Below are 15,445 nucleotides of genomic sequence, written 5' to 3'. Positions count from 1 at the left end.
ACGCGGCCATCGAATCGACTTTCGGAGCATGCGCCATGCGGTACGCCATTTGTTTCACCCCGCCGATGGGAGACCCGCTGTCGGCTGCGGCAGCGAGCTGGCTCGGGCGCAGCGTCTATTCCGGTGAGCCGGTGGAGTTTCCTTCGGTCGCCGGCTTGACCGTTGCGGAAATCGCCTTCCACACGGCCGTTCCCCGTCGCTTCGGCTTTCACGCCATGATCATGGCACCCTTCAGCCTCGACCGCGATATGGATGAAGCGCAACTGCTGAAGGCGCTGATGCACTTCACGAGTGCCGAAACGCCGTTCGAGCTCGAGCGGATGGAGGCGGCTCGTTTAAGCCAGTGCTGGGGTCTGGTGCCGCAGGTGCCGAGCCACGCGATGCATCTGCTCGCCGCCCGTGTCGTCCAGGCATTCGACAGGTTCCGGGCGCCGCTCAGCGAGGACGAGATCGAGCGTTCCGATCCCGACCGGCTGACGGCGCCGCAATTCACCAATCTTCATCGCTGGGGCGACCCTTACGTGATGGACGAGTATCGCTTTCATATGACGCTCACCGGTCCCTTGAACGCGGACACGGCGCGGCGGCTGGAGGCGCCCCTGCGGGAACACTTCGATCCGCATCTGACGAAACCGCTGGCGATCGACAGTCTTGCCCTCTTCCTCGAGCAGGATCCAGGGGCGCCGATGCGCGTGCATTCGCAGCATCCGCTCGGCAAGATTTCCGCGCGCCCGCGCGGCGACAGATCAAAGCGTGCGACGGCGGATGGCGCTCAGGACGGCGCTGCCGCGCCTTTGGCCCTTACCGCCACCTCCGTGTCGGCAACGCTTTAAGGTCCTTTCTCGAGGTCATTTTCATCTCGACAATCCGGTGCGCGATGCTACCGTTCCGGAAAAATCGAAGGATGATTTCATGGCAGAGAGTTCCTACCCGCGCGACCTCGCAGGCTACGGGCGCACGCCGCCGCAGGTGCGCTGGCCGGGCGATGCGCGTATCGCGGTGCAGTTCGTCCTGAATTACGAAGAAGGCGGCGAGAGCTGCATTCTCGATGGCGATCCCGCTTCCGAATACCTCCTGTCCGAGATTGTCGGTGCTCAGCCCTGGCCGGGACAGCGCAACCTCAACATCGAATCGATCTACGAGTACGGCGCTCGCGCCGGCTTCTGGCGATTGTGGCGGATGTTCACGAGCCGCGGCGTGACGCTGACGGTCTATGGCGTGACCCTTGCCATGGCGCGCAACCCGGAAGCCGTCGCCGCGATGAAGGAAGCGGGATGGGAGCTCGCGAGCCACGGCCTGCGCTGGCTCGAATACAAGGACTTTCCCGAAGACATCGAGCGGCAGCACATCCGCGAGGTCGTCCGGCTGCATACGGAACTGACGGGCGAGCGGCCGCTCGGCATCTATCAGGGCAAGCCGTCGGTCAACACGCTGAAGCTCGTGCTGGAGGAGGGCGGTTTCCTCTATTCCTGCGATTCCTACGCGGATGAGCTTCCTTATTGGGTGCCGGGACTGAGTCCCGGCAAGCCGCACCTCATCATTCCCTATACGCTCGATGCCAACGACATGCGCTTCGCCACCAATCAGGGGTTCAACTCCGGCGACCAGTTCTTCACCTACCTGAAGGACACGTTCGACGTGCTCTACGCGGAAGGAAAGGAAGGCAGCCCGAAGATGATGAACATCGGCCTGCATTGCCGTCTCGTCGGGCGGCCCGGTCGCGCGGCGGCGCTTGCGCGGTTCATCGACTATGTGACGTCCCACGAGAAGGTCTGGGTGCCGCGCCGCATCGATATCGCGCGCCACTGGTATGAACACCACAAACCGGAGGGTGCGCTCTGATGTCCGAACGCGAGGCCTTCGTTCGTCGCTTTGGCGGTATCTTCGAGCATTCGCCTTGGGTGGCGGAACGGGCGTTCGATCGCGCCGCAGCGGCCGGGCTGACGGCGGGCAATATCCATTCCGCGCTCTGCAACGCATTTCGTGCGGCGTCGCCGGCCGAACGCCTTGCTGTCTTGCGGGCGCATCCGGATCTCGCCGGCAAGCTGGCCCTCGCCGGCGAGCTTACCGCCGATTCCCGGTCCGAGCAGGCGTCGGCAGGGCTCGACCGGCTTTCGCCGGAGGAGCATGCACGCTTCACCGCGCTCAACGCGGCCTACATGAAGAAGTTCGGCTTTCCCTTCATCATCGCCGTGAAGGGGCTAACGAAGGACGATATTCTCGCTGCCTTCGAACGGCGGATTGACAATTCCGCGGAAGAGGAATTTGAAACCGCCTGCGCGCAGGTGGAGCAGATCGCCCGCTTGCGGTTGCGATCCATGCTTCCAGGAGAAGATAATGCCTGACAGTGCCGTTCCCGACCTCTCGGCTTGCCGATCGGACACGATTGGCCGTGCGCCGCAAAGTCTCGGCGCTAAGGGCCCGAGAGCCGGAAGCACGGCCTGATGCCGCACATGCTTTCGATCGAGCCTCTGACGAAGGAGGCGTTCGCGCCGTTCGGCAGCGTCATCGAAACCGATCCGGCGTCGGCGCGCTTCATCAACAACGGGAACACCGAGCGATTTCATGCACTTGCACGAGCCGAAGTTATCGGAGACGACGCCAAGGTCATCATCAATATTTTTCGCGGCCAGCCGCGAGCCTTCCCTTATGCCGTGACGATGATGGAGCGCCATCCGCTCGGCAGTCAGAGTTTTTCACCACTCGACAATCTGCCCTGGCTTGCCGTGGTCGCTGAAGACGAAGGCGGGCGCCCCGGCGCTCCGCGGGTGTTTCTGGCGAGCGGACGGCAAGGGGTGAACTATGGCCGCAACGTCTGGCACCACCCGCTGATGGCTGTCGCCGCAGTGAGCGACTTCATCGTTGTCGACCGGGAGGGGCCGGGCAACAATCTCGAAGAATTTTTCTACGACGAGCCTTTCGTTATCCCGAATCCGCTTTGAAGGAGAGAACGCGATGAGCAAGACCGGGCGCCTCACGACCCATGTTCTCGATACCGCGTTGGGCAAGCCCGCAAACGGGTTAAGAATCGATCTCTATCGGCTGGAAGGCGAGGAACGGCAGTTGATCCGCACGGTTCACACGAACAGCGACGGGCGCGTTGACGGCCCGCTGGTCGAGGGCGCGGGTTTCGTGGCCGGCAGTTACGAACTGCTCTTCCACGCCGGCGACTATTTGCGGAAAACGGGTGCGGCGCTGCCGAGTCCGGCTTTCCTCGACCTCATTCCCTTGCGCTTCGGAATTGCCGATCCCGAAAGCCACTACCATGTGCCTCTGCTGCTCTCGCCCTATGGCTATTCCACCTACAGGGGCAGCTAACCGGACAAGCAAAGCGGTTTTTCGGTGATATCCCGCACATCGGTGGAGCTTATTCCGCGATGATGTCGCGCCCCACATCGGTGATGCGTCGCTTGCCGCAGAGCGCCATGGTGATGTCCATCTCCTTGCGGATAATGTCGAGCGCGAGCGTCACGCCATCCTTGCCCATGGCACCGAGACCGTAGAGGAAGGGGCGTCCAATGAAGGTTCCTTTCGCGCCGAGGGCGATCGCCTTCAGCACGTCCTGACCTGAGCGGATGCCGCCGTCGAGATGAACTTCGATCTGATGACCGACGGCGTCGATGATACGCGGCAGCATGCTGATGGAGGAGGGGGCGCCATCGAGCTGCCGGCCGCCATGATTTGAAACGACAATTGCATCGGCGCCGGTCTTGGCCGCCATCTTGGCATCCTCCGGATCGAGAATGCCCTTCAGGATCAGCGGGCCGCCCCAGCGCTCCTTGATCCATTCCACGTCCTTCCAGGAAAGCTGCGGATCGAACTGTTCGGCGGTCCAGGAGTGGAGTGAGGAGAGCTCGGTAACGCCTTTTGCGTGGCCGACGATGTTGCGAAACGTGCGTCGCTTGGTGCCGAGCATCTTCATGCACCAACGGGGCCGTGTCGCCATCATCCAGAGATGCTTCGGCGTCAGGCGCGGCGGCGCAGACAGGCCGTTGCGAAGGTCCTTGTGGCGCTGCCCGAGGATCTGGAGATCAAGGGTCAGGACGAGCGCCGAGCATTTCGCGGCCTTCGCCCGGTCGATAAGGTCGAGCACGAATTCCCGCTCGCGCATCACATAGAGCTGGAACCAGAAGGGCTTGGTCGTGACCGAAGCGACATCTTCGATCGAGCAGATGCTCATGGTCGAAAGCGTGAAGGGGACGCCATAGGCCTCCGCCGCCTGCGCTGCCAGCATCTCTCCGTCGGCATGCTGCATGCCGGTAAGCCCGGTCGGGGCAAGCGCAACCGGCATTGACACCTTCTGGCCGATCATCATCGTTTCCAGCGAGCGATCAGTCATATCGACCAGGACGCGCTGGCGCAGCTTGATCTTCGCGAAATCCTCTTCGTTCGCCCTATATGTGCCCTCCGTCCAGGCGCCGCTGTCGGCATAGTCGAAGAAGAGCTTCGGAACTCGCCGTTTGGCAAGGGCCTTGAGGTCGCGGATTTCGAGGATTTGCGTCATGGAAACGGCCTTCATCGATGGATGATCGCCGAGCCCTTATCATGATTTCGGGAGGCTTGTAATAGCCGCAAAAGCAACAGGTCAAAAAAATTGACCTGTTGCAGGGCGCGCTCGGGTCAGTTCGGGCCGAGCGCTGATTTCGCCGGCGTGCCTGCCACATAGGTCTCGGCGACCGCCCGGTCGTCGCCCATGGTCTGCAGCAGGAAGAGTTCGTCGGCGAGCGAATTGACCACTTCGGCACGGAGCGCCATGGCCGGCGTCGCCGCCATATCGAGGACGGTAAGATCGGCATCGCTGCCCGGCTCCAGCGTGCCGATGCGATCGGCAAGTGAGAGCGCCTCGGCATTGCCGCGGGTCATCATGTAAAAGCTGTCGAAGGGGTTCAGTCGTTCGCCCTGCAACTGCAGGATCTTGTAGGCTTCGTCGAGCGTCTTCAACATGGAATAGCTGGTGCCGCCGCCGATATCGGACGCGACGGAGACGCGCACGGGCTTTTGCCGCCGTGTCAGCGCGCCGAGCGGAAAGAGGCCGGAGCCGAGAAAGAGGTTCGATGTCGGACAGAAGACGGCGACGGAGCCGGTCTCGCTCATGGCATCGGCCTCGCGCTCCGAGAGGTGGATGCAATGGCCGAAGAGGCTCTTCCGTCCGAGCAGGCCGTAGCGGGCATAGACGTCGGTATAGTCCTTCGCTTCGGGAAAGAGTTCGCAGGTGAAGGCGATCTCGTCACGGTTTTCCGAGAGATGCGTCTGCACATGCAGCTTCGGAAATTCCCGGACGAGAGACTTTGTGACTTCCATCTGCTCCGGCGTCGAGGTGATGGCGAAACGCGGTGTAATGGCGACGTGATTGCGGCCTTTGCCGTGCCACTCGGCAATGACCGCCCGCGTCTCGTCATAGCTCATTTCGGGCGTGTCGAGCAGGCCCTGCGGCGCATTGCGGTCCATCATCACCTTGCCGGCCACCATGCACATGCCGCGCCGCAGGCTTTCCGCAAAGAAGGCGTCGGCGGAGGTCTTGTGAACCGAGCAGTAGGCCGTGGCCGTCGTCGTGCCGTGGCGAACCATCTCATCGAAGAAGTGCTTGGCAATCCGCTCGGCATGCGCGGTTTCAACGAAACGGCATTCCTCGGGAAAGGTATAGGTGTTCAGCCACTCGAGCAGATTGGCCGCATAGGAGGCCATTACCTGCATCTGCGGAAAATGGAGATGCGTGTCGATGAAACCCGGCACGATGAGGTGTGGCCGGTGATCGATCTCCGCCACTCCTTCGGGCGCCGCGGCCTTGACGGTTGCATAGGCTCCGGCAGCGCTTATCCTGCCAGTCTCGATAAGCAGGGCGCCATCGCTTTCATATGTATAGGCAGCGCTGTCGTCGATGCTCTGCGGCGCGCGCTTGAAACTCAAGGTGCGGCCGCGAATGAGGGTGGATGTCATCGTGTCTCCCCGACGGCGCTCTCGAACCAGGCTGTTATGAGCCTACGTTCATCCGCCGTCATGTCGGTTATATTGCCGGGCGGCATGGCATGGCTGCGCCCCGCCTGGATATAGATTTCGCGCGCACGGGCGGCAATCTCCGCATCGCTTTCGAGTTGGACGCCGTTCGGCGCGCGCGCGATGTCCTCGTAAACGGGTTCGGCCGCGTGACACATGCTGCAGCGGGTCGAGATCGTATCCCTGACCGCCGGGAAGTGGGCATTATCGGCAAAGCGCGCAAAGGCCGGCGCTGCCTGGGCCTCCTTCTCTCCGGTCAGCACCTTAGGCACCGTCGAGAGCCACATGATCAGGATGAAGAGGATCACGGTGACGATCCAGGTCCAGGTCGGTTTGCCCTTGCGCGCATGCGTGGTGTTGAACCAGTGGCGAATGGTCACGCCCATCAGGAAGACCAGTGCCGCGATGATCCAGTTGAACGCCGTCGCGAAGGCGAGCGGATAGTGGTTCGACAGCATGAAGAAAATGACGGGCAGCGTCAGGTAGTTGTTGTGCAGCGAGCGCTGCTTTGCCTGGGCGCCGAGCTTCGGATCCGGCGTGCGTCCAGCGATCAGCTCGGCAACGACGATCTTCTGGTTGGGAATAATGATGAAGAACACGTTCGCCGACATGATCGTCGCGGTGAAGGCGCCGAGATGCAGGAAGGCGGCGCGACCAGTAAAGACCTGCGTATAACCCCAGGCCATGGCAACGAGCACCACATAAAGCAGTGCCATCAATCCCCAGGTCTTCTTGCCGATCGGGGACTTGCAGAGAAGATCATAGAGCATCCAGCCAAGGCCGAGCGAAGCGACCGAGATCAGGATCGCGGTGGTTGCCGAGATGTCCAGCACGTGGCGATCGATCAGAAAGAGATCGGCGCCGCCGTAGTAGATGATGCAAAGCATGGCGAAGCCCGAGAGCCACGTCATGTAGGATTCCCATTTGAACCAGGTCAGGTGCTCCGGCATCGTGGCGGGCGCCACCAGATATTTCTGGATATGGTAGAAGCCGCCGCCATGCACCTGCCATTCCTCACCATAGACGCCCGCGGGCAGGTGCTCGCGCTTCACGAGGCCGAGGTCAAGCGCGATGAAATAGAAGGATGAGCCGATCCAGGCGATGGCGGTGATGACATGCAGCCAGCGCGCGGCAAAGGCCAGCCATTCCCAGGCGATGGCGAATTCGTACATTCAGGTCCCCTCTGCTGCATGTTCTCAAATCGGAGCCGATTTAAGGATAAAAACATGCAGTACTTCAAAGTGCTACAGCGACGTTGTGCGTCCTAAAGGACGCACGGCGCTGTGGTGTCGGTCGGATCACCTTGCGAAAAAAAACGGAGACGGGGAAGAGCCGATTTGATTGCTCAACCGCATTCGCTGGTCGGCGCGCGCCGGTGAAACGGACCGATTTCAGCCGGATAGAGCCGTTTGTCCGCGCATGTCGGCTCAAGCGGCATCCGGATTGAGTTCCGCAAGAATCCAGTCGCGAAAAGCGCGTATCTTCGGGACGTTCCGCCGGGCATGCAGATGGGCAAGCCAATAGTCCTGGCCGTCGCGGCAGCGCAGATCGAAGGGCTGGTAAAGCCTTCCGAGTGCGACATCGTCGACATAGAACTCAGGAGTAAGTATTGCGACGCCTTGGCCGGCCATGGCAGCGCGCGCCTCGAAGGATTGAGCGCCGAGCCGGCTTACTGGCCGGCCGGCAAGATCGGGATCGGGAACGCCGGCGGCCCGGAACCAGAGCAACCACCAAGGGTCGTCCGGGCCGATGATCCTCAGTTTCAGAAGATCGCGCGGCTCATGCACGCCGCCGATGGTCTCGGCGAGCGCCGGGCTTAGCATCGGGGTGAATTCCACCCTCATCAAACGATGGCTGTCGAGACCGGGCCAAGCACCTCTACCGGAACGAATAGCGACATCGGCCGCTTCCTTGCTGATATCGACGATATTGTTGGACGCAGTCAATCGAACCGCGATATTCGGATGGGCGAGCTGAAAGCTGCCGATGTTGCGCGCGAGCCATTGCGAAGCAAAGGTCGCGGTCGAGTGGATAAGAAGCGCGGCATCGACATCGCCGCGGGCCGACGAAACGGCGTCCTGCAGCATTTCGAAGGCTTCCGTCACCTTGGGCGCCAGGCGCTGGCCGACCTCGGTGAGCGCGACCTGCCGGGGGCGTCTCAAAAACAGCGGCTCGCCGACATTCTCCTCGATGAGCTTGATCTGATAGCTGACCGCAGTCTGGGTCATGCCGAGTTCCTCGCCGGCCTTGGTGAAGCTGCCGAGGCGGGCGGCCGCCTCGAAGACCCTCAGCGCATTCAGCGGGAACTGCTTCGACATCTTCATGGATAAGTTCTCTTGATGCATGCAGACGGATGTTCGATTGGAATTCGAGCATCTTTCCCGCCATTCTGCAAGCCAAGTTCACCGCGTTCAAAAGGTGCCAAGATGACTTGCGATACATTGGAACATGCTGAAAGAAAATCATTTCTCTCGTTGAGCGGGGCAATGAGGATCGCCGCTTCCGCGCTTCGTGGCATCAAGGGCCGCAGCCTGAGACTCGATCTCGACTCAACCTCCGATTATATGAAAAAGGACCTGGGATTCCTGGACGGGCGCATGCCCCGGCAGGATGACGAGATGCTGCGGTAGACCGAACATTGCGATGAGCAGCGGACGCCGGCTACGTCTGCCTGAGGCGCTCGACCGCCAGCAAAATGCGTTCCGGCGTCGCCGGCGTGTCGAGGCGGGGGCACTCGCGATAATCGGCGACGCTGGCGATCGCCATCGACAGGGCCTCCAGCACTGAGATCGGCAGCATGAGGGGCGGCTCTCCAACGGCCTTCGACCGGCCGATGGTCTTTTCTGCGTTTTCCGACCATTCGGCGAGGCGCACGTTGAAGATCTTCGGCCGATCCGATGCGAGTGGGATCTTGTAGGTCGACGGCGCATGCGTTCTCAAACGCCCCTTCTCGTCCCACCATAGCTCCTCCGTCGTCAGCCAACCCATGCCCTGGACGAAGCCCCCCTCGACTTGGCCGAGGTCGATCGCCGGATTGAGCGAGCGGCCGACGTCGTGCAGCACGTCGACACGGTCGACCAGGTATTCTCCCGTCAGCGTATCGATCGAAACTTCGGAAACGGCGGCGCCATAGGCGAAATAGTAGAAGGGCGTGCCTCGCCCCGTGGCGCGGTCCCAGTGGATCTTCGGCGTTGCGTAGAAACCGGCGGCGGAAAGCTGCACGCGCGCCAGATAGGCCCGGCCGATGAACTCAGCGAAGGGCACCAGTTCTTCGCCGATCTTCACATGATTGGCGACGAAGGTGACGTTTTCGGCGGTCGTCTGCCAGCGCTCGGCGGCAAAGGCGACGAGCCGTTCCTTGATCTGCCGGGCGGCATCGAAGGCAGCCATGCCGTTGAGGTCGGAGCCGGAGGAGGCGGCGGTCGCCGACGTGTTCGGCACCTTGCCGGTCGTCGTCGCGGTAATCTTCACGCGGTCGATATCGATCTGGAAACTCTCGGCGAGAACCTGCGCCACCTTGGTGTAGAGGCCCTGGCCCATCTCGGTGCCGCCGTGATTGAGATGGACCGAGCCGTCCGTGTAGACATGGACGAGCGCGCCCGCCTGGTTGAGGTGGGTCATGGTGAAGGAGATGCCGAATTTCACCGGCGTCAGGGCGATGCCCTTGCGGATCACCCGGCTCGATTTGTTGAAGTCGATGATCGCTGTCCGCCGCGCCTGATAATCGGCGCTCGCCTCCAGCTCGTCGACGATCCGGCGGATGATGTTGTCCTCGATCTTCTGGTGATAGGGCGTGACGTTGCGGCCGGAATCCTTGTCGCCGTAGAAGTTCAGCTTGCGGATTTCGAGCGGGTCCTTGCCGAGCGCATAGGCGATCTCCTCGATGATCCGCTCGCAGCCGAGCATGCCCTGCGGCCCGCCGAAGCCGCGAAAGGCGGTGTTCGATACCGTGTTCGTCTTCAGTGGCTGAGAATTCAGCTTCACATTCGGATAGAAATAGGCGTTGTCGGCATGGAAGAGAGCGCGGTCGGTCACGGGGCCGGAGAGATCGGAGGAATAGCCGCATCGCGCGGCGTAATTCGTGTGGACGGCAAGGATGCGCCCGTCATCATCGAAGCCGACATCGTAATCGACAAGGAAATCGTGGCGCTTGCCGGTGGCGGTCATGTCGTCGTCGCGGTCCGGGCGGAACTTGACGGCACGGCGAAGTTTGCGCGCGGCGACAGCGGCAAGTGCCGCAAACTGGTTGCCCTGCGTTTCCTTGCCGCCGAAGCCACCACCCATGCGGCGGACATTGACGGTGATGGCGTTGGACGGCACGCCAAGCACCTGCGCGACCATACGCTGGATCTCGCTCGGATGCTGCGTCGAGACCCAGACCGTCATATCGTCGTCCTCGCCGGGGATCGCGAGCGCTATGTGCCCTTCCAGATAGAAGTGCTCCTGGCCGCCGATCCGCATCCGGCCCTTGAGCCGGCGCTGCGCCCGCTCCAGCTCGCCTTCCGCATCGCCGCGCTGGAGCGTCAGCGGCGGGGTGACGAATTCGCCACCCACTGCCATGGCATCGGTGACATCGATGACATGCGGCAGGTCGCGATAGGTGATTTTCGCAAGCCGCGCCGCCCGACGGGCGATATCACGCGTCTCCGCAATTACGGCAAAAGCCGGTTGGCCATGGAACTGAACCCGGCCATCGGCAAGCACCGGCTCATCGTGCAGGTGGGTGGGGCTGATGTCGTTGGAATGCGGCATGTCCTTTGCCGTCAGCACGTAGACGACACCCGGCACGGCCTCGACGGTTGAGAGGTCCATCTCCAGGATTTCTGCGTGCGCCCGGTCGGTCAGGCCGAGCGCGCCGTGCAGCGTGCCGGCAGGTTCCGGCATGTCGTCGATATAGTCGGCGGTGCCGGCGACATGCTTGCGCGCGCTGTCGTGGCGGAGCGGCGTGTAGATGGGGCCGGCGATGGTCTTGTTTTCTTCGAAGGTGGACTTGTCCATCTCAGCCGTTCCTCCGGAAGGATGGGCCCCTTATCCGGCCTGCCGGCCAGCTTCTCCCTGTCGAGACGGGGCGAAGGGATGTTGCGGCGCTTCGCTCGGTTCCTCTCATCATCGGGGTGGCGGGAAAGCGTGTCTGGATAAATTCGCTTCGCCCTTTCGCCGTTTGCAGAATAGGCTGCATTCCCTCGTCCCCTCTTCCGGCCCTCGGGGAGAGGGTTAGGGTGAGCGGTATTCCAAAACCATAGACCTCGAAACGACCAGTCATGCCACGTCCTCGAAACGCTGGAGCTGGGCCGTTTCACCGGCGCTCTCCATGAAAAACCGCAGCAGCAAGTTCTTTGCCGCCAGCATGCGGTAGGCGCTAGAAGCGCGCCAGTCGGTGAGCGGTTGGTAGTCCGTCTCGAAAGCTGCTTGCGCCGCGCGAATGGTCGTCTCCGTCCAGGGCTGGTCGATGAGGGCCATTTCCACGGCCTTCGCCCTTTTCGGCGTCGCCGCCATGCCGCCATAGGCAATGAGCGCCGCCTTCACCCGATTGTCCGTGTCGAGGGAAACGCGGAAGGCGCCGAGCAGGGCGGAGATATCCTCGTCGCGGCGCTTTGAAATCTTATAGGCGGCGAAAAGGTCGCCGGGCGGCAGCGCGGGAACGAAGATGCTTTCGACGAACTCGCCCGGCATTCGGTCCTGCTTTCCATAGGCGATGAAGAAGTCCTCGAGCGGCAGCATGCGCATGCCGTCCTTCGAGCGCAAGGTTACCGTCGCGCCGAGGACGATCAGCGGCGGCGGGCTGTCGCCGATCGGCGAGCCGTTGGCGATATTGCCGCCGATCGTGCCCATGTTGCGGATCTGTTCGCCGCCGATGCGGTCGATGAGCCCGCCGAAGGCAGGATGGATGTCAGACAAAGCCTCGAAAGCCGCCGTGTAGCTGACGCCGGCGCCGATCGTCAGCCCTGCCTCAGTCCCCCCCATCTGCTGCAACTCGGAGATGCCGTTGATGAAGACGACTGGATTGAGCGACCGCATCTGCTTCGTCACCCAAAGGCCGACATCGGTAGAACCGGCGACGATCGTCGCCGTCGGATACTCGGCAAGCACGGTCGCCAGGCCTGCGGCGTCAGCCGGCACGATCAGACAGTCCTCGCCGTTGCGGATGACGATCGTTTCCGTTGAGCGGAGCGCCTTTAGCCGCGCCGTTACGGTCTCCCGCGTGCGGGTGATCGGGTCGAAGATCGCCGATGGCCGCTCCTTGGCGGCTGCCTCCGCTGCCCTAACGATCGGCTCGTATCCTGTGCAGCGACAGAGATTGCCCTGCAGCGCCTTTTCGATCGCCGCGCGGCTTGGATTGTCGTTCGTCAGCCATAGCCCGTAGAGCGACATGACGAATCCCGGTGTGCAGAAGCCGCATTGGGAGCCGTGAAAATCCACCATCGCCTGCTGCACCGGATGCAACGTACCATCGCTGGCCGCCAGATGCTCGACGGTCACGACATGTGTCGCGTTCAGTGAGCCGACGAAACGGATGCAGGCGTTGACGCTTTCATAGATGAGGCTTTCGCCGCCTCGGCCGTCGCTCGCAAGGCGGCCGACGAGGACGGTGCAGGCGCCGCAATCGCCTTCGGCACAGCCTTCCTTGGTGCCGGTCAGGCGGCGTTCGAGCCGCAGGTAGTCGAGCAGTATTGTGGTCGGGGCAACGTCCGAAAGCGCCACCTCCGTATCGTTCAGAATGAAACGGATGCTATCGGATGCCTGTGCCATGCCGTTATCCCCGCTCTATTGCGCCGTCCACCCGCCATCCATCGAGACATGCGTGCCGGTAATCTGAGCGGCATTGTCGCTGGCGAGATAGAGCGCAAGCGAGGCGACCTGCTCGACGGTTATGAATTTCTTCGTCGGCTGACCCTTGAGCATCACTTCATTTACCACCTGCTCCTCCGTGATGCCGCGCGTCCTCGCCTGGTCCGGTATCTGCGCTTCGACGAGTGGCGTCAGCACGTAACCGGGGCAGATCGAGTTCGCGGTGATACCGTTTTCGGCCACCTCAAGCGCGACCGTCTTGGTGAGCCCCATGATACCATGCTTGGCCGCGACATAGGCAGACTTGAACGGCGACGCGACCAGCCCGTGGGCCGAGGCGATGTTGATGATTCGGCCCCAGCCTCTCTGCTTCATCGCCGGAATTGCCGCGCGGATCGTATGGAAGGAGGAGGAGAGATTGATGGCGATGATCCGGTCCCATTGCTCGACAGGAAAATCCTCGATCTTTTCGACATATTGCACGCCGGCATTGTTGACGAGGATGTCGGTACCGCCGAAGCGCGAGGCTGCAGTTCCCATGAGGTCGGCGATTTCATCCGGCTTCATCATATCGGCGGGATGGTAGATGACTGTGCCGGATCCGAGCCCGGCAATCTCGTCCGTCACTGCCCTGATCTCGTCCGGTTTGCCGAAGCCGTTCAGCACGATATTGGCACCGGTCTTGGCGAAGGCTTTGGCAATCGCCAGCCCGATGCCGCTCGTCGAACCCGTTATGACCGCGGTCTTCGTCATTCTCGTATCCCCCTCTGCGTCGTCGGCCGACTCTCTTCAGTTCAATCGGGCCTGCATTCTGCACACGCTCGCCTCTTTTGCGACGCAACAGCCTCAGCCTACGCGCAAATGCGCGGCAGTGACAATTGTGTTTTTTGGGGCAGGCGACGCAGAGTTGACGTCCACCGCAATGGCGAGAGGGCTTGCGTTTTGTTTTCGTTTGACATTCGTTTTCCCCTCGTATTGAAGTCTTGCGAATGTCGCCGTTGAGGAAGGGCGAAAAGTGCAGGATGGGCAAAAGTGTGTGCGGTTTTCCGCTCGCATCCTGCTCCAACTGATTAAAATGGCTGCGGAGGAGGGGTGTATGGGCGGATATATTCTCGCGATCGATCAGGGTACGACGTCGACGCGGGCGATCGTCTTCGACGGCAAGCAGAAAATCGCGGGCGTCGGTCAGAAGGAATTCAAGCAGCACTTTCCGAAATCCGGCTGGGTCGAGCATGACCCGGAGGAAATCTGGCAAACCGTCGTCTTCACTGTCAAGCAAGCGATCGACAAGGCCGGCATTTCCGCAAGTGCCATCGCCGCGATCGGCATCACCAACCAGCGCGAGACAGTGGTCGTTTGGGACCGTGAAACAGGCAAGCCGATCCACAATGCGATCGTCTGGCAGGACCGCCGTACCGCTGCCTTCTGCGACAAGCTCAAGAAGAAGGGGCTGGAGAAGACCTTCGCCAAGAAGACCGGCCTGCTGCTCGATCCCTATTTCTCCGGCACCAAGCTCAGCTGGCTCCTCTCCAATGTGAAGGGCGCGCAGGCACGTGCCGCCAAGGGCGAGCTCTGCTTCGGCACCATCGATGCGTTCCTCATCTGGCGGCTCACCGGCGGCAAGTCCTTCGTTACCGACGCCACCAACGCCTCGCGCACGTTGATTTACAATATCGTCGAAAATGCCTGGGACGACGAACTGCTCGAAATCCTGCGCATTCCGCGGCCGATGCTGCCGGAAGTGAAGGACTGCGCCGCGGAATTCGGCGTCACCGACCCGTCCCACTTCGGCGCGGTGATCCCGATCCTCGGCGTCGCCGGCGATCAGCAGGCGGCAACGATCGGCCAGGCCTGCTTCAAGCCCGGCATGCTGAAGTCCACCTATGGTACCGGCTGCTTCGCGCTGCTCAATACCGGCAAGGATATCGTCCGCTCGAAGAACCGGCTGCTGACCACCATCGCCTATCGTCTTGACGGCGAAACCACCTATGCGCTCGAAGGCTCGATCTTCGTCGCGGGCGCCGCGGTGCAATGGCTGCGCGACGGGCTGAAGGTCATCAAGGCGGCGCCGGACACCGGCACGCTTGCCGAAAGTGCCGACCCCTCGCAGGAGGTCTATCTGGTTCCCGCCTTCACGGGCCTGGGCGCTCCGCACTGGGACCCGGATGCGCGCGGTGCGATCTACGGGATGACGCGCAACACCGGCCCGGCGGAGTTCGCTCGCGCGGCGCTGGAGTCCGTCTGCTACCAGACGCGCGACCTGCTCGATGCCATGCACCGGGACTGGCGCAGCAACGGAAAGGACACGGTGCTTCGCGTCGACGGAGGCATGGTGGCGTCCGATTGGACGATGCAGCGGCTGTCCGATCTTCTCGACGCGCCGGTCGACCGACCGATCATCCTCGAGACGACGGCGCTCGGCGCCGCCTGGCTCGCCGGAAGCCGCGCCGGTGTCTGGCCGAGCCAGGATGAATTCGCCAACTCCTGGGCCCGCGACCGGCGCTTCGAGCCGAAGATGGATGGTGCGACCCGGAGGGAGAAGCTCAAGGGCTGGCGCAGTGCGGTCAAGCGGACGCTGATGGCGGCGTAGGTCGAGAGGACTTTTTGGGGCAGCGGGATGAGAAGCAGCAAATTGCCCGCCGTAGGGGAAACGCTCTGTTTC

13 protein-coding genes are annotated in these 15,445 nt (G+C 62.1%); 6 read left to right on the top strand and 7 right to left on the bottom strand.

The genetic code is table 11. From position 1 onward, the window contains the following. Positions 1 to 35: 35 nt before the first annotated feature. The 5 genes from PYH37_RS24535 to uraH all read left to right on the top strand — a co-directional run bounded on the left by PYH37_RS24535 (position 36) and on the right by uraH (position 3,318). Complete coding sequence (locus PYH37_RS24535) at positions 36 to 833, top strand: DUF1045 domain-containing protein (protein ID WP_280734062.1); 798 nt, start codon at positions 36 to 38, stop codon at positions 831 to 833. A 79-nt stretch (positions 834 to 912) separates the two neighbouring features. Then, positions 913 to 1,842: an allantoinase PuuE gene (gene puuE / locus PYH37_RS24530; protein WP_280734061.1), complete on the top strand. Its 930-nt coding sequence runs from the start codon at positions 913 to 915 to the stop codon at positions 1,840 to 1,842. Next, positions 1,842 to 2,345 carry a 2-oxo-4-hydroxy-4-carboxy-5-ureidoimidazoline decarboxylase gene (gene uraD, locus PYH37_RS24525; RefSeq protein ID WP_280734060.1) on the top strand — a complete coding sequence of 168 codons (504 nt, stop codon included), beginning with the start codon at positions 1,842 to 1,844 and terminating at the stop codon, positions 2,343 to 2,345. Before puuE ends, uraD begins: the two co-directional genes overlap by 1 nt. 99 nt (positions 2,346 to 2,444) lie before the next feature. Then, a complete protein-coding gene (locus tag PYH37_RS24520; protein ID WP_280734059.1) occupies positions 2,445 to 2,942 on the top strand; it encodes an ureidoglycolate lyase in 498 nt (165 codons plus the stop codon). Between the two features lie 13 nt (positions 2,943 to 2,955). Continuing rightward, positions 2,956 to 3,318 (top strand): hydroxyisourate hydrolase, encoded by a 363-nt coding sequence (uraH, locus tag PYH37_RS24515; RefSeq protein ID WP_280734058.1) that lies wholly within the window; start codon positions 2,956 to 2,958, stop codon positions 3,316 to 3,318. A gap of 49 nt (positions 3,319 to 3,367) precedes the next feature. Here the strand turns inward: uraH and PYH37_RS24510 are convergent, their stop codons facing one another. The 7 genes from PYH37_RS24510 to PYH37_RS24480 all read right to left on the bottom strand — a co-directional run bounded on the left by PYH37_RS24510 (position 3,368) and on the right by PYH37_RS24480 (position 13,536). Next, complete coding sequence (locus PYH37_RS24510) at positions 3,368 to 4,504, bottom strand: alpha-hydroxy acid oxidase (RefSeq protein ID WP_280734057.1); 1,137 nt, start codon at positions 4,502 to 4,504, stop codon at positions 3,368 to 3,370. A gap of 116 nt (positions 4,505 to 4,620) precedes the next feature. Further along, positions 4,621 to 5,937, bottom strand: coding sequence for a guanine deaminase (guaD, locus tag PYH37_RS24505; RefSeq protein WP_280734056.1), 1,317 nt, complete (start codon positions 5,935 to 5,937; stop codon positions 4,621 to 4,623). Then, positions 5,934 to 7,166 carry a urate hydroxylase PuuD gene (locus tag PYH37_RS24500; protein WP_280734055.1) on the bottom strand — a complete coding sequence of 411 codons (1,233 nt, stop codon included), beginning with the start codon at positions 7,164 to 7,166 and terminating at the stop codon, positions 5,934 to 5,936. The genes guaD and PYH37_RS24500 overlap by 4 nt, the downstream gene beginning before the upstream one ends. Before the next feature lie 255 nt (positions 7,167 to 7,421). Next, positions 7,422 to 8,318, bottom strand: a complete 897-nt coding sequence (locus tag PYH37_RS24495) for a LysR substrate-binding domain-containing protein (protein ID WP_280734054.1) — start codon at positions 8,316 to 8,318, stop codon at positions 7,422 to 7,424. A 337-nt stretch (positions 8,319 to 8,655) separates the two neighbouring features. After that, positions 8,656 to 10,992, bottom strand: a complete 2,337-nt coding sequence (xdhB, locus tag PYH37_RS24490; protein WP_280734053.1) for a xanthine dehydrogenase molybdopterin binding subunit — start codon at positions 10,990 to 10,992, stop codon at positions 8,656 to 8,658. A gap of 261 nt (positions 10,993 to 11,253) precedes the next feature. Then, on the bottom strand, positions 11,254 to 12,744 hold the full coding sequence (gene xdhA, locus PYH37_RS24485; RefSeq protein ID WP_280734052.1) for a xanthine dehydrogenase small subunit: 1,491 nt from the start codon (positions 12,742 to 12,744) through the stop codon (positions 11,254 to 11,256). A 15-nt stretch (positions 12,745 to 12,759) separates the two neighbouring features. Further along, the gene (locus tag PYH37_RS24480) at positions 12,760 to 13,536 is read right to left on the bottom strand and encodes a 3-hydroxybutyrate dehydrogenase (protein WP_280734051.1); all 777 of its coding nucleotides are present in this window, start codon (positions 13,534 to 13,536) and stop codon (positions 12,760 to 12,762) included. Positions 13,537 to 13,879: 343 nt separating this feature from the next. Here PYH37_RS24480 and glpK point away from each other — a divergent pair, with 343 nt between their 5' ends. Beyond that, positions 13,880 to 15,373 (top strand): glycerol kinase GlpK, encoded by a 1,494-nt coding sequence (gene glpK / locus PYH37_RS24475; RefSeq protein WP_280734050.1) that lies wholly within the window; start codon positions 13,880 to 13,882, stop codon positions 15,371 to 15,373. Positions 15,374 to 15,445: the final 72 nt, after the last annotated feature.

Origin of the sequence: Sinorhizobium numidicum (assembly GCF_029892045.1) — a bacterium.
Taxonomy (GTDB): domain Bacteria; phylum Pseudomonadota; class Alphaproteobacteria; order Rhizobiales; family Rhizobiaceae; genus Sinorhizobium; species Sinorhizobium numidicum.
Note: the sequence above shows the minus strand (reverse complement) of the source record. Positions and strands in the feature narration are given on the sequence as shown.

What these genes read in the sequence shown, in the direction of transcription:
- PYH37_RS24535 (WP_280734062.1), top strand. Translation starts at nt 36, where the DNA reads ATGCGGTACGCCATTTGTTTCACCCCGCCGATGGGAGACCCGCTGTCG.
- puuE (WP_280734061.1), top strand. Translation starts at nt 913, where the DNA reads ATGGCAGAGAGTTCCTACCCGCGCGACCTCGCAGGCTACGGGCGCACG.
- uraD (WP_280734060.1), top strand. Translation starts at nt 1,842, where the DNA reads ATGTCCGAACGCGAGGCCTTCGTTCGTCGCTTTGGCGGTATCTTCGAG.
- PYH37_RS24520 (WP_280734059.1), top strand. Translation starts at nt 2,445, where the DNA reads ATGCCGCACATGCTTTCGATCGAGCCTCTGACGAAGGAGGCGTTCGCG.
- uraH (WP_280734058.1), top strand. Translation starts at nt 2,956, where the DNA reads ATGAGCAAGACCGGGCGCCTCACGACCCATGTTCTCGATACCGCGTTG.
- PYH37_RS24510 (WP_280734057.1), bottom strand. Translation starts at nt 4,504, where the DNA reads ATGACGCAAATCCTCGAAATCCGCGACCTCAAGGCCCTTGCCAAACGG.
- guaD (WP_280734056.1), bottom strand. Translation starts at nt 5,937, where the DNA reads ATGACATCCACCCTCATTCGCGGCCGCACCTTGAGTTTCAAGCGCGCG.
- PYH37_RS24500 (WP_280734055.1), bottom strand. Translation starts at nt 7,166, where the DNA reads ATGTACGAATTCGCCATCGCCTGGGAATGGCTGGCCTTTGCCGCGCGC.
- PYH37_RS24495 (WP_280734054.1), bottom strand. Translation starts at nt 8,318, where the DNA reads ATGAAGATGTCGAAGCAGTTCCCGCTGAATGCGCTGAGGGTCTTCGAG.
- xdhB (WP_280734053.1), bottom strand. Translation starts at nt 10,992, where the DNA reads ATGGACAAGTCCACCTTCGAAGAAAACAAGACCATCGCCGGCCCCATC.
- xdhA (WP_280734052.1), bottom strand. Translation starts at nt 12,744, where the DNA reads ATGGCACAGGCATCCGATAGCATCCGTTTCATTCTGAACGATACGGAG.
- PYH37_RS24480 (WP_280734051.1), bottom strand. Translation starts at nt 13,536, where the DNA reads ATGACGAAGACCGCGGTCATAACGGGTTCGACGAGCGGCATCGGGCTG.
- glpK (WP_280734050.1), top strand. Translation starts at nt 13,880, where the DNA reads ATGGGCGGATATATTCTCGCGATCGATCAGGGTACGACGTCGACGCGG.